The 15,189-nt window shown below is 32.6% G+C and carries 11 protein-coding genes; 8 read left to right on the forward strand and 3 right to left on the reverse strand.

The window, feature by feature from the left end; translation table 11 throughout:
- Positions 1-100: 100 nt before the first annotated feature.
- From LBP67_02960 to floA, 4 genes are all read left to right on the forward strand, one after another.
- The gene (locus tag LBP67_02960; protein ID MDR2083936.1) at positions 101-1,942 is read left to right on the forward strand and encodes a sodium-dependent transporter; all 1,842 of its coding nucleotides are present in this window, start codon (positions 101-103) and stop codon (positions 1,940-1,942) included.
- 87 nt (positions 1,943-2,029) lie between these two features.
- Positions 2,030-2,311 carry a hypothetical protein gene (locus LBP67_02965; protein MDR2083937.1) on the forward strand — a complete coding sequence of 94 codons (282 nt, stop codon included), beginning with the start codon at positions 2,030-2,032 and terminating at the stop codon, positions 2,309-2,311.
- A 30-nt stretch (positions 2,312-2,341) separates the two neighbouring features.
- Positions 2,342-2,803: a hypothetical protein gene (locus tag LBP67_02970; protein MDR2083938.1), complete on the forward strand. Its 462-nt coding sequence runs from the start codon at positions 2,342-2,344 to the stop codon at positions 2,801-2,803.
- Positions 2,804-2,810: 7 nt separating this feature from the next.
- Positions 2,811-3,800 carry a flotillin-like protein FloA gene (floA, locus tag LBP67_02975; GenBank protein ID MDR2083939.1) on the forward strand — a complete coding sequence of 330 codons (990 nt, stop codon included), beginning with the start codon at positions 2,811-2,813 and terminating at the stop codon, positions 3,798-3,800.
- Positions 3,801-4,019: 219 nt separating this feature from the next.
- Here the strand turns inward: floA and LBP67_02980 are convergent, their stop codons facing one another.
- Positions 4,020-4,448 (reverse strand): acyl-CoA thioesterase, encoded by a 429-nt coding sequence (locus LBP67_02980; protein ID MDR2083940.1) that lies wholly within the window; start codon positions 4,446-4,448, stop codon positions 4,020-4,022.
- Between the two features lie 91 nt (positions 4,449-4,539).
- Between LBP67_02980 and guaA the strand changes: the two genes are divergently transcribed.
- Together guaA and LBP67_02990 are read left to right on the forward strand one after the other, a co-directional pair.
- Positions 4,540-6,078: a glutamine-hydrolyzing GMP synthase gene (guaA, locus tag LBP67_02985; protein MDR2083941.1), complete on the forward strand. Its 1,539-nt coding sequence runs from the start codon at positions 4,540-4,542 to the stop codon at positions 6,076-6,078.
- A gap of 13 nt (positions 6,079-6,091) precedes the next feature.
- Positions 6,092-8,308 (forward strand): LysM peptidoglycan-binding domain-containing protein, encoded by a 2,217-nt coding sequence (locus tag LBP67_02990; protein ID MDR2083942.1) that lies wholly within the window; start codon positions 6,092-6,094, stop codon positions 8,306-8,308.
- Here the strand turns inward: LBP67_02990 and radC are convergent, their stop codons facing one another.
- A complete protein-coding gene (radC, locus tag LBP67_02995) occupies positions 8,309-9,016 on the reverse strand; it encodes a DNA repair protein RadC (GenBank protein ID MDR2083943.1) in 708 nt (235 codons plus the stop codon).
- 164 nt (positions 9,017-9,180) lie between these two features.
- On the opposite strand from radC, the gene LBP67_03000 reads away from it, so the two are divergent.
- The gene (locus LBP67_03000) at positions 9,181-9,777 is read left to right on the forward strand and encodes a hypothetical protein (protein ID MDR2083944.1); all 597 of its coding nucleotides are present in this window, start codon (positions 9,181-9,183) and stop codon (positions 9,775-9,777) included.
- 61 nt (positions 9,778-9,838) lie between these two features.
- On the opposite strand, the gene LBP67_03005 is transcribed toward LBP67_03000, so the two are convergent.
- Positions 9,839-12,397, reverse strand: coding sequence for an ATP-dependent Clp protease ATP-binding subunit (locus tag LBP67_03005; protein ID MDR2083945.1), 2,559 nt, complete (start codon positions 12,395-12,397; stop codon positions 9,839-9,841).
- Between the two features lie 208 nt (positions 12,398-12,605).
- Between LBP67_03005 and gyrA the strand changes: the two genes are divergently transcribed.
- A complete protein-coding gene (gene gyrA, locus LBP67_03010; protein MDR2083946.1) occupies positions 12,606-15,173 on the forward strand; it encodes a DNA gyrase subunit A in 2,568 nt (855 codons plus the stop codon).
- Positions 15,174-15,189: the final 16 nt, after the last annotated feature.

Raw genomic sequence — 15,189 nt, forward strand, 5'->3', positions numbered from 1 at the left:
ATATCAGATTGAAAGAGATACATAATTATGTATCTCTTTTTTTATCTAATTTGGAACGGGGAATTTATTTTCATATATTTGCAAATCTTAATTAAAAATTATGGTGCAAGTGAAAGAATCTTGGGGATCACGTGTTGGTCTCATCCTTGCTATGGCCGGAAATGCCGTGGGCTTGGGTAACTTCTTACGCTTTCCTGTCCAGGCTATTCAAAACGGTGGAGGAGCCTTTATTATTCCTTATATAGTATGTTTTATTTTACTGGGAATTCCTCTTTTGCTGGTTGAATGGTCCACCGGTAAATTCGGTGGTTGTCGCGGAAATGCCAATTCTGCACCATATATAATGCAAAGCCTTGATAAAAGGAAAATATGGAAATATATCGGTGGTTTGGGCGTTTTCTCAAATATTATCATTGCTTCATATTATTGTTATATTGAAAGTTGGACTCTCTCTTATGTTTACCATTCCATAGTTGGTACTTTTCGTGGAATGACAGAACAGCAGGTTTCGGGTTTTTTCGATTCTTATCTTGATGTAACTGCTTCAACAACAGGAATACCTTATGAAGCTATTATTTGCTATGTTGTATGCCTCGCTTTAAATATTTGGGTATTGAGCCGCGGATTGCAAAAAGGCGTTGAAGTTGTGGCAAAGATTTGCATGCCACTTTTGCTCTTATTTGGAATATTCTTAGCAATTAAAGCATACACATTGAAAGCCGGCAGTCAGGGTGCAATTTATGACGGTACAGTCGGATTGAATTTTCTATGGCAACCTAATTTAACATCACTCTCTGATCCTAAAATCTGGTTGGCGGCGGCGGGGCAAATCTTCTTTACGCTATCTCTCGGAATGGGTTGTGTGCAATGTTACGCATCATATCTCAGAAAAAAAGATGACATTGTCCTTAATTCGATGTCGGCCGGATTTATCAATGAATTTTGTGAAATAGTTATCGGCAGCGCAATTATTATACCTATTTCAGTAGGATATTTCGGTATAGATAAAGTAATTGAACTTACAAAACTTGGAGGTTTCGGTTTAGGTTTCCGCTCTCTGCCATTTCTATTCACAAACTGGGGCGTAATAATGGGAGCTATTGCCGGTGTTGCATTTTTTGGTTTATTATTTTTTGCCGGCATTACTTCTTCACTTGCAATGGGTTCTAATGTCACTGCTTTTTTCAATGATGCCTTTTCAATCAATAGAAAAAAATCATCATATATTCTTGGTGTAATTCTGTTGTTTATGGGTTTACCCACAGTATTTTTCTACCAGAAAGGAGTTTTCGACGAATATGATTTCTGGGGCGGGACAATAATTCTCGTCTTGTATGCAATGTTTGAAGTTATTGTTTTTTCATGGATTATCGGTGTTAACAAAGGATGGAAAATGATACATGCCGGTGCGGATATGAAAATGCCGGTAATATTCAAATACATATTAAAATATATTACCCCTACAATGCTTATAATTATTTTCATGGCTTCGGTAATTAAACCAAAAGATGATAATTGGAAATCTTTAAGTTTTAAAGGTTGGGAATTAGATAATTCGAGTATTATTGGTGTCTTGCAACATAGAGGAATAGGGCCTAATAATAAGTGGTTTGCAGATGAATTTTATTCTGAATTTAATGGAAGAGTTGAAAAAATAGAAAGGGTAGATGCCGATAATAAATATAATTTTGTATCTATCAATACAAATTCCGGGATTCAAAGCGTTAAAATAAAGTCTACCAAAGAAATTGTTGTTGGTGCCGGTGATGAAATAAAAGTCGGCGATACAATCTTTAAAGGTAAATATATAAATGATGTATTTTATATTGATATGTCTCGAATAATGTTACTATTATTATTTGTAATTTTATGTATATTAATTAAAATTGGAGATTTAAAGAGAAATAAACGAAAACAAACAGTATGTCAACTTCAGCTATAATATTGATGGTTTCTGTGCAGACTATTGTTACTGTCTTAACTGTTTATTTTTTTGTTAAATTACTGAAAGCTAACAAAAAATCGGTTAATGATGAGTGAAAACCTTATGCCTGAAAATGAGTTTAATTTTTGCGATTTAATTGAAAGATCCAAAATATTAATTCTTTATGATAAAAAGGATGTTTCGGTAAATTATACTGCAAAATGTTTAATTAATGTTTGCAAACATAATCCGTTACAAGCTAAACAGTGTGCGATTCAAAGTAAAATGAAAGGTAATTGTAGTATTGCTTCCGGTTCTCATGAAGAACTTGTTGTGAAAAGAGACAGGTTAATCTCTCTGGGATTAAATGCTAAAATGGGATTTTGATAGTTTATATTTACAAAAAAATAAAAAAATATGAGTATAGCTTTAATAATATTATTAATTGTAGTCGGAATGATACTTCTTCTTCTTGAAGTATTAGTACTTCCCGGATTTATTGCTGGCATTATCGGATTGGGACTTATTGGTGTTGCTATTTGGCAGGGTTTTGTCATAAGTACGGCAACAGGATTTATTGTGTTGATTTGTACTCTATTGGTTTCTATTGCCATTATTTTTATAGCAATGAAATCCAAAACATGGAATAAAGTAGCCCTGCATAGTGAAATCAAAAGTAAGGCTAATGTTATTGATTTGGACGAAATAAAAGTCGGAGACAAAGGAAATTCAGTATCGCGATTAGCGCCTATGGGGAAGGCCTTTATTAATGAAAAATATTATGAAGTTGGTACTCTTGGCGAATTTGTAGATCATCAAAAACCTATTGAGGTTATTAAAATAGATGGAAATAAAATTATTGTTAAACAAATAAATTAAAATTATTATGAATGTTGGATTACTTATCGGAATTGTAATTGCGTGTATTTTCTTGTTATGGTTTATCTTGTATATCATTCCGTTGGGATTATGGTTTACAGCACTATTGTCAGGAGTAAAGATATCATTAATACAATTGATATTTATGAGGTGGAGAAAAGTTCCGCCGAAAGTTATTGTTCAAAACATGATCTCATCTACTAAAGCCGGATTAAATTTAAGTAGGAATGATTTGGAAGCACATTATTTAGCTGGTGGAAATGTTCAAAGAGTTGTAAATGCTCTTATTTCTGCTGATAAAGCTAATATGTCTTTGGATTTTAAAACTGCAACAGCCATAGATTTGGCAGGTAGAGATGTTTTTGAAGCCGTTCAAATGTCGGTTAATCCGAAAGTTATAAACACTCCTCCTGTATCTGCTGTCGCAAAAGACGGTATTCAGCTGATTGCGTTAGCAAGAGTTACAGTAAGAGCAAATATTCGTCAACTCGTTGGCGGTGCTGGCGAGGAAACAATTTTGGCAAGAGTAGGAGAGGGTATTGTTACTTCAATCGGTTCATCTGCTTCTCACAAAGAAGTTCTTGAAAATCCCGATTCTATTTCAAAGGTTGTATTGGCGAAAGGTTTGGATTCAGGAACTGCTTTTGAAATTCTCTCTATTGATATTGCCGATATTGATGTAGGTAAAAACATTGGTGCGGTATTACAAATGGATCAGGCAAATGCTGATAAAAATATTGCACAGGCTAAAGCTGAAGAAAGAAGAGCAATGGCTATTGCCCAAGAGCAGGAAATGAAAGCAAAAGCACAAGAAGCACGAGCTAAGGTTATTCTTGCCGAAGCAGAAATACCTAAAGCTATAGCCGACTCTTTCAGATCGGGAAATCTTGGTATTATGGATTATTACAAATTTCAAAATATCCAGGCCGATACTAAGATGAGAGAATCTATTTCCGAACCTCCGAATTCTGGAAAGAAAAATCATCCTGAAAAATAGAAAATATCGAAAGATATAAAAAGCAAAAGCTTGAAATATAAATTGATAAATTTATAAATATTTTTTATATCGAAAAGCATTAATAACACGCTAAGAAAATTATTCTTTCTTTGCGTGTTTTTTTGTTTTTCCGGAATTTGGATAAATTAATGAATACTTTTTACGAATAATAATTCCAAATCGGAAAATTGATTTGATTTTTCCGATTTTTAAACTCCTTTATTTATTTTTTCTAATTTCCAGAGCAAGTTCATAAAGTTTCTTATCCTCTTCGGTTTCAGGAGTTATTTTTACATTATGCGGAATAGGGCGGGTGTTTTCATCTACATGGCAGAAAGTCATAAAGCCTTCGCATGCAATTGTATCGGTTTTTCTGTTAAGTATTCTAACGTAAGTCATCAATGTTGATTTTCCTACAAAGACTACTGAACCTTCCAAGCGAATAATATGGCCGGGTTTTATCGGGCTTAAAAACTCCATTCCATGTAATTTTAAACAAACAATACTTGGGGCCGGTAAGAATTCCGTTACTGCTATAAAACCTGATTCTACAAACCATTCGGCGCACCTGCCCGCAAATAAAGTTCCGTGATGATTCAAATCTTCACTCTTAACTAATCTATGTGAAATCGACTTCTTAAATCCCATTTTAATATTTATTAAGTTTTATTTACTGCAAAAGTACTGATTTTTTTATAAAATGAACTGTCAATCTTTCAAAATATTGTACATTTGTAGCATGGAAGAAATGATATTAATTTTAGATTTTGGCTCTCAATATACTCAATTGATTGCGAGAAGAATTAGGGAATTAAACGTATATTGTGAAATACATCCTTACAACAAATTATCTGAAAAATTATTAATGAATAACAATATTAAAGGGATAGTCTTATCGGGCAGTCCGTTTTCAGTAAGAGCTGAAGGTGCACCTGATATCGACCTGTCATTAATTAGAAATAAATTTCCGCTACTTGCCGTATGTTATGGAGCGCAATTACTTGCTCAAAAAAATGGCGGAAATGTTAATGCATCCGCAACCAGAGAATACGGCAGGGCAAATCTCCACAAAATAAATACTGATAATCCGTTACTTAAAGGACTAACTCCTAATACTCAAGTTTGGATGTCGCATGGAGATACTATTTCTCATATTCCAAACAATTTTAAAATTATTGCAAGCACATCTACAGTTGACATTGCAGGATTTTATATTGAAAATGAACCAACATATGGAATCCAATTTCATCCGGAAGTGTACCATACAACCCAAGGAACGGACTTGCTTAAAAACTTTGTTGTTGATATTTGTAAATGTTCTTCTTCGTGGACATCAGGCTCATTTATAGATAATACAGTTAAATCTCTTAAAGATACACTTAAAGATGATAAAGTAATTTTAGGACTCTCTGGAGGTGTAGATTCTTCTGTTGCCGCAGTATTATTAAACAAAGCAATCGGTAAAAATCTTATTTGTATTTTTGTTGATAATGGTTTGTTAAGAAAAAATGAATTTGAAGATGTGTTGGATTCGTATAAACATTTAGGTCTTAATGTTATAGGCGTTAATTCTAAAGATAAATTTTATAATGCTTTGAAAGGTATTGCAGATCCCGAAAGAAAAAGGAAAGCCATTGGTAAAACCTTTATCAGAGTTTTCGAGGAAGAGGCAAAGAAAATTAAAAATGCTAAATATTTGGCACAAGGCACGATATATCCTGATGTTATTGAATCTGTTTCGGTTAAGGGTCCTTCTGCTACAATTAAATCACATCATAATGTTGGCGGATTGCCAAAAAGAATGGGATTAAAACTTGTTGAACCTTTAAGAGAATTATTTAAGGATGAAGTGCGTAGAGTAGGAGCTGCTCTTGAAATGCCGCTTCATTTACTTAAAAGACATCCTTTTCCTGGACCGGGACTTGGAATTCGCATTATCGGAAGTGTTACTCCTGAAAAAGTAAGAATACTACAAGAAGTTGATTATATTTTTATTAATGGATTGAAAACTCATGATCTCTATGATAAAGTATGGCAGGCTTTTGCTGTTCTTCTGCCTGTTAAATCTGTGGGAGTAATGGGAGATGAAAAAACTTATGAAAATGTTGTTGCATTACGTTCTGTTGGCTCAACCGACGGTATGACTGCGGATTGGTCGCATTTGCCGTATGAATTTCTTGCGAAAATGTCTAATGAAATAATTAATAATGTTAAGGGTGTTAATCGTGTAGTTTATGATATAAGTTCAAAACCGCCTGCAACAATTGAGTGGGAATAAAAATATTATGAAGATGAAAAAAAGCTTTCTGTTATTCGGTTTCTTATTTATATTATCGATATTTCAAATTAATGCTCAAGAGGTTGATAATCCCATTGATAATGTTGATACCTTACAATTCAATTACAACCTTACAAAGTCAGACAATATTCAGTGGATTGAAGATGAGTTAATGTATCTGCATATTGTTGCTCTTAAGCAAACTCTATTCTCAATTTCAAAACTTTATAATATTTCTATTGATGAAATTTTATTGATAAATAAATTAAATTCTGCGGATGATATTAAAGCCGGACAAATACTTTTGATTCCTGCAAGAAATCTTGACCCGAAAAAATATCCGAAAAAAGAAAGTGAACAAAAAACTCAAACTGATGAACCCAACCATCTAGAAACATCTCATAATCTTCTTCAAGATACATTAAACTACTATTATGTTTATGTAAAGCAAAAGGAAACTTTATATCATCTTAGCCATGAATATAATGTTGATATTGATGATATTAAAAAAGCGAATGATGGTTTGTTAGACGGGCTTAAAGCTTATACAACAATAAGAATTCCAAAACCTAAGAAAATTGAAGAAGTTATTGAAGAGGAAATTACTGTTTCAATTCCCGAAAATTTGATTGAACCCGCGATAATTATTGATACTGTCGCTGTTAAACTTGTTGAACACATTGTTCAACCAAGGGAAACGCTTTATAAGATCGCAAAAGAATATTCGATCTCTACAGATGATATTATAAAATATAATCCTTCGGCAGCAAAGAGGGTTAAAAAGAATCAGGTTCTTTTGATTCCTGTTTATCAAATTGAACAAGAAGAAATTAAAATTGAAACGGGAATCATTTCAGGTATAGATACTTCTACACTTGAGTCGATAACTGTTGATATTGAAGATTTAGAGGTCATAAAAAGTAAAAGAAAGTTTAAAGTTGCTTTATTAATGCCCCTGTATTTCGAGGAAGATAGAAACTTAACTGTAGATGAAATTACCGGTAAAATTGTTTCAGGCACATCTAAGCCTTTCAGATTTATTCAATTTTACCAAGGGGCAAAAATTGCCTTGGATTCTTTAGCCAAAGCCGGAATGAATGTTGATTTGCAAATTTTTGATGTTGACGAAAGTTACTCAAAAGCGCAAAAGCTTGTAAATAATAATGCCCTGAAAGATTTTGATTTGATAATAGGACCTTTCTACAAACAAGCATATAACTTAATTTGTAATTACGTATCTAAGTTTGGAATACCAATTGTTAATCCTACAACTGCTTTAAGAGAAAATGTATGTGATTATGATAAGACGTTCAAATTAACCGTAGATAATACAACAAAACTAAGTTATATAGCTAATTATATACTTGTAAACTATCCTGATGCAAATATTGTTTTCTATTTTCAAAAAACTCCTACTGAATCTCAAAAAGAAGAGATGCAGTATTTGCAGAATCGTTTGGACAAAGCAATTCCTGAAAGAATAAAATTTTCAAATGTTGATTTATATAATTTGATTGTTGAACAATCGGTTTTGGACTCTACTTTATCCGAAGGACAGATTTTTAAAAATATTTATTTGGAAAATATTTTGTTAAGTAAAAATGAACTTATTGAACATCCTGCCGAATTTACTTATGTGAATAATAATATAAAAATTTTTGATTATTCAATAAGCGGAGTTGCAGGTTATACGAAATATCTTAGCCCGGCAAGAGCAAATATAGTTATTAGTTTTACGGAAGATAATTCCGGAATTATTGATAATTTATCAAGATTAAATAGCTTGGCCGGAAAGTATGAAATTCATTTGTTCGGAAATGAATACTGGTTGATGAGCGAATTGGATTATCAATCTTTGCGAAACGTTGATTTTCATATTTGTACAAACAGATTAATCGATTATAACGATATAAGAGTAAATGATTTTATTAATAATTATTCTCAAGTATTTATTTCCGAACCTGGCAGATATGCTTTTTTAGGATTCGATATAGTTTATTACTTCGGTAAAATGCTCTATCTTTTTGATAATGATTTTACAAAATATATTTCAACGGTGAAATATAACGGATTGGAATATTCAATGTTTTATAATAAAACTACTGATATTAGTGGTTTTGAGAATTTTTCATCGGGTATTTATGTTATACGTAATTATCAATGGCTGTTGATGCCGAGCGATGATTATATCTGGAATAGAATATCCGTTGATTTGGAAACAATTCGCTAATTATAGTTCACCATTCTCTGTAAAGCTATAATATGAATCTACGGTAATTATTAAATGATCCACAATATTTATATCAAATAATTTCCCTATTTCAACCATCTTCTGCGTTATTTTTCTGTCTTGATCACTTGGCATAATACTTCCCGAAGGATGATTATGACATAGAATTATTGCCGAAGCTAAGACATCAACGGCAATCTTAAATATTCGTCGCGGATCAACAATGGTTGAATTAACACCACCTTCACCTACAACCTGTTTTGAAATTACTTTTAAGTTTCGTGCCAAATAGATCACCCAAAACTCTTCATATTTACTAAATCCGATTATTGGCCACATTAATGAATAAATATCTTTACTTGATTTAAGAAATATTGCTTCCTTTGTTGTTTCCTTGCAGCAACGAATTCCTAATTCTAAGGCTGCAATTACTGTTATTGCCTTTGTGTTGCCTATACCTTTCATTTTCTTTAATCCGCAAATCTCATTCTGAGTTATCTGTTTCAAACTATTATTATTTTCTCTCAAAATTTTATATGCTAAGCTTAAGGCATTATCATCTTTTGAACCTGTTCGCAGTAATATTGCTAACAGTTCGGTATTTGTCATATTCTTGACACCTTTTTCCAACATCTTCTCACGAGGCTTATCTTCCTCTGCAAAAGATTTCATATTGAAACTTTTGTTTTCATTATATATTTTGTTCATAAATTTTTACATCTGTAATGTTTTATATGAAATTGTTTTCATTCATATTGCAAAATATGCACGAATGTACCCCATAATTAATATCCATTAACCTTGTTAATAATAGTTAATTTTTTACGACTAAAAGTTATTCTTATGATATATAATAAATTAAAGATATAATTATGAAAGGCGAAAAGAAATTGGAGTTTAAGAATTTAAAAATAGAGGAAATATTAAATTATAATAATATTGAACTTTACAGTTATTTATATATTCATGAATATCCGAAAGTTAGATCTTATATTTTGTCAAATAACGGGAAATTAGACGATGTGGATGATGTGTTTCAAGAGATAATGTTGATTCTTTTTAATAAATATGAAATAAATGATTTCACTTCAATTCAAGCATCGGCGTTGATAATTAAGATAGCGAAAAATATTTGGTTACAGACTTTTAGGAAGAGAAAACCGGCAACTTGTAACGAAGTATCGGATAATATTGTTGATAACTCCGCTTATGATGCAATAATTAATCTTGACGGAAAAATACTTGACGCGGAAGAAACAGTTGAGAATCTAATTATTAAACACATCAAAATGTTGAATGATGACAACAGGAGAATCTTTCTACTTTATATTAACCGTTACAGAGCTAAGAGAATAGCAGAGATTATGGGCTATAACGGAGGCGAAAATTATGTGAGGAAAAAGATCAGGCTATGTAAACTTTCTCTTTTACACAGAATTAAGAATGATCCGGAGTTTAAAACACTGTAAATCTTATTTGGAATTCATGTTCTTTAGCCGTTTTTATTTATGTTTTGTAGAGAAAATAATTTTACTTGTCAATTTTTATTTTAGGCAAGTTCGTGCTGGAATCATAATCAACGGTAATTTTCGATTTATTCTTACCCATATTTTCTAGAATGACTGTTTCAGAAATAGGATCTTCAATATACTTTTGAATTGCTCTATGGAGAGGTCTTGCGCCGTATTGAATATCCCATTCGTTATTTATGATATGCTCAATTAATTCATCTGTAACACGCAAACTAATATTAAGATCTTTCATTCTATTCGCTATTTCCTTTATTTCTAGAGCGATGATATCCTTAATATTATCCTTATTCAAAGAATTGAAAATTATAACTTCGTCAATTCTATTTAAAAATTCCGGAGAGAAATTCTTTTTAAGAGCTTTATCAATAATACTTCTTGATTTTTCAATAAGATTATCATCGGAATTTGCATTGAACCCAACGCCTCCGCCGAATTCCTTAACTTGGCGGGTGCCAATGTTGGAAGTCATGATTATTATTGTATTTCTGAAATCAATTTTTCTTCCGAGCCCGTCAGTCATAAAGCCGTAATCCAACATTTGCAATAAAATATTATAAATATCAGGATGTGCTTTTTCAATTTCATCAAGTAAAACAACTGAGTATGGTTTACGTCTGACCTTTTCAGTAAGTTGTCCTCCTTCTTCATAACCCACATATCCCGGAGGTGCTCCGATTAATCTTGAAACATTATGTTTTTCAGAATATTCGCTCATATCAATACGAATCAATGAATCTTCGGAATCAAACATAGTTTCTGCAAGAGTTTTCGCCAAATGTGTTTTTCCGACTCCAGTCTGACCAAGGAAAATGAAACTCCCAATAGGTTTGTTCGGGTTTTTAAGTCCGGCACGGTTTCTTCTGATTGCTTTCGATATTTTAATCACAGCTTCATCCTGACCGATTACTTTGTTTGTAAGTTCTTTTTCAAGATTAATAAGTTTATCTGTTTCGTTGCTGGATATTCTGTTTACAGGAATACCTGTCATCATGGATACAACTTCCGCAACATCTTCTTCGACAACCTTTACAGGATTATTCTCTGTTTCATTTTTATGCTTGGTCCATAAATAATTAATCTTTTGTTGCAGTTTTTTTATTTCCTGATTTATTTTATCGGCATCTTCATATCTCTCTTCAAATATAGCATTTGCTTTATCTTCTTGAAGCTTGGTTACTTTTTTCTCGCTTGATTGAATCGATTTCGGTAGTACAAAATGCTTAATATGAACTCTTGCTCCTGCTTCATCCATCGCATCAATAGCTTTATCAGGAAGAAATCTATCAGTAATATATCTATTAGTTAATGTTACACAGGCTTTAATCGCATCAGAAGCATATTTAACATTATGATGTTTTTCGTATTTGTCTTTAATCTTATTTAAGATTTGAATAGTTTCTTCAACGGAAGTAGGTTCAATAACAACTTTCTGAAAACGACGCTCTAAAGCAAGATCTTTTTCAAGATATTGACGATATTCATCAAAAGTACTTGTTCCGATACATTGGATTTCCCCTTTTGCCAATGCAGGTTTAAAAATGCTGGAAGCATCCATTGCACCTGCAGCATTACCCGCACCTATAAGAGAATGAATCTCATCGATAAAAAGAATAATATTACGGTTTTGTTTTAATTCATCAATAATCACCTTAATCCGTTTTTCAAAATCACCACGGTATTTAGTGCCGGCAACAACAGAAGCCAAATCTATTGAAAAAATTCTCTTTTCGAATAAATTTTGTGGTACTTGTTTTTTTACTATGCGCATTGCCAGTCCTTCAACCATTGCAGATTTACCAACTCCGGACTCTCCAATAATAATAGGATTATTTTTCTTTCTTCTGCTTAATATTTGTGCCATCCTTTCCAGTTCTTTGTCGCGACCTACGAGTGCGTCAAGATTTCCGGCTTCCGCCTCGGCAGTAACATCTGTGCCAAAGGTAGTTAAAATCGATTTTCCCGATTCGATACTCGAAAGAAAATTATCATCATCAAATCCTGGATTTTCAAACATATTATCATTTTCTTCGTCATCATCTGAGAAAAATGAATTATTGATAATATCGTCTTCCTTATTTTTATCATCCTCAATATTATAATCGGATTCAAACTCTAAATATTTTATTGCCAGAGATTTTATATGTTTGTAATCGACATTGTATTTAGCAAGAAGAGATTTGATAAAGCTGTCTTCAATTTTAAAAATAGCGCTCAATAAATGAAAAGGTTGTATTTTGTTTGAGTTGTAAGTACGAAGTTCTATTGCCGCTAAACTTAGTGCACGTTGGGCAGTAACATCAAGAGGAAAATTATTTGAGGAAGTTTTTATAACAGTGGTTAAACCTTGAGAAGAATCTAAATGTTGTTCTATAGCTTCTTTTATTTCCTTAAGATTATGTTGAATGTCTTGTAATATATATGTGATCATATTATCCGGTTTTCTAATAATCCCAAGAAATAAATGTTCAATGGTAATTACTGGAGAACCAAGTCTTTCTGCTTCCTCCCTGCTAAAAGTTAGCACTAAGGATAATTCGTCGGATGGTTTAAAAATCATACAAATGAAAAATTTCTGCAAAAATATAATCAATATCCATATAAAAAAGAAAAAAAGTAATAAAATTATTAACATAATAATATTTAACAATTACTTGTGGTAATATTGTTGATAACTCAAGAAAAAAATACCATTTTTTCGAAAAAAATCACTATCTTTGTAGTTTAGAAAAGTATAATATAACTTATTGAAATAAAGACTATTAAATATGGATGAAATAGGAGGAAAAATAGTTCCTGTAAATATTGAAGAGCAGATGAAATCGGCTTATATTGATTATTCGATGTCGGTTATTGTTTCACGTGCTTTGCCAGATGTTAGAGACGGTTTAAAACCTGTACATAGAAGAGTATTGTTCGGTATGCTTGGTATCGGAGTAAGAGCTTCCGGTACCACAAAGAAATCTGCCCGTATTGTCGGTGAAGTTTTAGGTAAATATCACCCTCACGGCGATTCTTCGGTGTATGAAGCTATGGTTCGTTTGGCACAACCTTGGTCAATGAGATATATGATGGTTGAAGGCCAAGGAAACTTCGGTTCTATAGATGGTGACGGAGCGGCAGCAATGCGTTATACAGAAGCGAAGCTTACACGTTTGGCAGAAGAGATGCTTGCAGATATTAATAAGAATACTGTTGATATGCAGAATAACTTTGATGATTCTACTAAAGAACCGACAGTTCTCCCTGCAAAGATACCTTATTTGTTAGTGAACGGCGCCTCCGGTATTGCTGTAGGTATGGCTACAAATATGGCTCCACATAATCTCACTGAAGTTTTGGAAGGAATTATAGCTTACCTTGATAATAATGATATTGAAATTTCGGAATTGATACATTATATTAAAGCTCCTGATTTTCCGACAGGTGGAATTATTTATGGTTACGAAGGAGTTAAGGAAGCTTTTGAAACGGGTAGGGGAAGAATAATTGTTCGCGGTGAAGCCAATGTTGAAGAAGATAATTCCGGAAAAGAAACAATTATTGTTACCTCAATACCTTATCAAGTTAATAAGGCGGAAATGATTAAAAAAACTGCCGATCTCGTTAACGATAAAAAAATTGAAGGTATTTCGGAAATCAGGGATGAAACCGATAGAAACGGTATACGCATTGTATATGAACTTAAAAGAGATGCAATGAGTAGTGTCGTGTTAAACAAATTGTACCAATATACTGCTTTACAATCTTCATTTAATGTCAATAATATCGCTCTTGTAAAAGGCCGTCCGATGTTGTTGAATGTTAAACAAATGATTGAACATTATGTTGCTCATCGGTTGGAAGTACTTATTAGAAAAACGAAATTCGAATTAGATGAAGCCAAGAAACGTGCACATATCCTCGAAGGCTTACTTATAGCTCTTGATCATATTGATGAAATAATTCAACTCATCAAAGAAAGCGAATCTCCTGAAGTTGCTAAAAATGAACTGATGATTAGATTCGGGCTTTCCGAAGAACAGGCGAAAGCTATTCTTGATATGCGTCTCGCCCGGTTAACCGGTTTAGAAAGAGATAAATTGAAAGAGGAATATCAGGAATTAATGGATAAAATTAATCATTTAAATAAAATTCTTGATGAGCCTGAATTCCAAAATCAAATTTTGAAAGAAGAATTTATTCTAATGAAAGAAACTTATGGTGATGCAAGAAGAACAAAAATTGAATATTCCGTTACCGATTTCAAGATAGAAGATCTTATTAGTAATGAAAAAGTTGTAGTTACTATTACTAATAAAGGTTATATCAAAAGAACCCCATTGAGTGAATATAGACAACAAAGAAGGGGAGGCACTGGTGCGAAAGGCTCCGGAGCCCGTGATGAAGATTTTATTGAACATATTTTTGTTGCTCATGCTCATAATTATATGCTATTCTTCACAAGCAGCGGTAAATGTTTTTGGCTCAGAGTGTTTGAAATTCCAGAAGGAGCAAAAGCTTCAAAGGGTAGGGCGGTTCAGAACTTAATAGCTATTCCAGCGGAAGATACAATTAGAGCTTTCATAAATGTTGATAATCTTTCCGATAAGGATTACATAAATAATAATTTTATTATTCTTTGTACACGTTACGGAATTATTAAGAAGACATCGCTTGAGGCATACTCACGTCCGCGTCAAAATGGAATTATTGCAGTTAATATTAAGGATAATGATGAATTACTCGAAGCCAGACTGACAACCGGTAATAATCATATCATTATGGCAACTACAAAGGGTAGGGCAATCAGATTCCCCGAATCGAAAGTAAGACCTATGGGTAGAAATGCCACAGGTGTTAAAGCCGTTACTCTTAATGGCAATGACGACTTTGTAATCGGTATGATTTGTCCTGATGATGAAAATGGTGATATTCTTGTTGTTTCTGAAAATGGTTATGGTAAAAAATCCAAACTCGATGATTATAGAATAACCAACAGAGGCGGTAAGGGTGTTAAAACTATCAATATTACTGAAAAAACTGGCATGCTCATTGCAATAAAGGATGTTATGATTAATGATGATATTATAATTATCACACGTTCAGGACTATTGATTAGAATGCCGGTATCTCAAATGCGAGTATCTGGCAGAGCTACTCAGGGAGTTCGATTAATCAATATCAAAGATAATGATGCGATTGCAGCGGTAACTCGAGTACAATTCTCTGAGGAAGATATTGAAGATGAACAGGATGATGAAAACAATGATATTGAAATATCATCCGAAACAAACGAAAATAATGATCAAGCATCGGATGATAGTATTAATGATAATGAATCTGAAAAAAATTAATTAATAAATAAATTAT

The sequence above is a fragment of the Bacteroidales bacterium genome (assembly GCA_031276035.1).
GTDB lineage: Bacteria > Bacteroidota > Bacteroidia > Bacteroidales > BM520 > RGIG7150.

Coding starts and splice junctions, on each gene's coding strand:
- LBP67_02960 (MDR2083936.1), top strand. CDS start 101: ATGGTGCAAGTGAAAGAATCTTGGGGATCACGTGTTGGTCTCATCCTT.
- LBP67_02965 (MDR2083937.1), top strand. CDS start 2,030: ATGATGAGTGAAAACCTTATGCCTGAAAATGAGTTTAATTTTTGCGAT.
- LBP67_02970 (MDR2083938.1), top strand. CDS start 2,342: ATGAGTATAGCTTTAATAATATTATTAATTGTAGTCGGAATGATACTT.
- floA (MDR2083939.1), top strand. CDS start 2,811: ATGAATGTTGGATTACTTATCGGAATTGTAATTGCGTGTATTTTCTTG.
- LBP67_02980 (MDR2083940.1), bottom strand. CDS start 4,448: ATGGGATTTAAGAAGTCGATTTCACATAGATTAGTTAAGAGTGAAGAT.
- guaA (MDR2083941.1), top strand. CDS start 4,540: ATGGAAGAAATGATATTAATTTTAGATTTTGGCTCTCAATATACTCAA.
- LBP67_02990 (MDR2083942.1), top strand. CDS start 6,092: ATGAAAAAAAGCTTTCTGTTATTCGGTTTCTTATTTATATTATCGATA.
- radC (MDR2083943.1), bottom strand. CDS start 9,016: ATGAACAAAATATATAATGAAAACAAAAGTTTCAATATGAAATCTTTT.
- LBP67_03000 (MDR2083944.1), top strand. CDS start 9,181: ATGAAAGGCGAAAAGAAATTGGAGTTTAAGAATTTAAAAATAGAGGAA.
- LBP67_03005 (MDR2083945.1), bottom strand. CDS start 12,397: ATGATTTTTAAACCATCCGACGAATTATCCTTAGTGCTAACTTTTAGC.
- gyrA (MDR2083946.1), top strand. CDS start 12,606: ATGGATGAAATAGGAGGAAAAATAGTTCCTGTAAATATTGAAGAGCAG.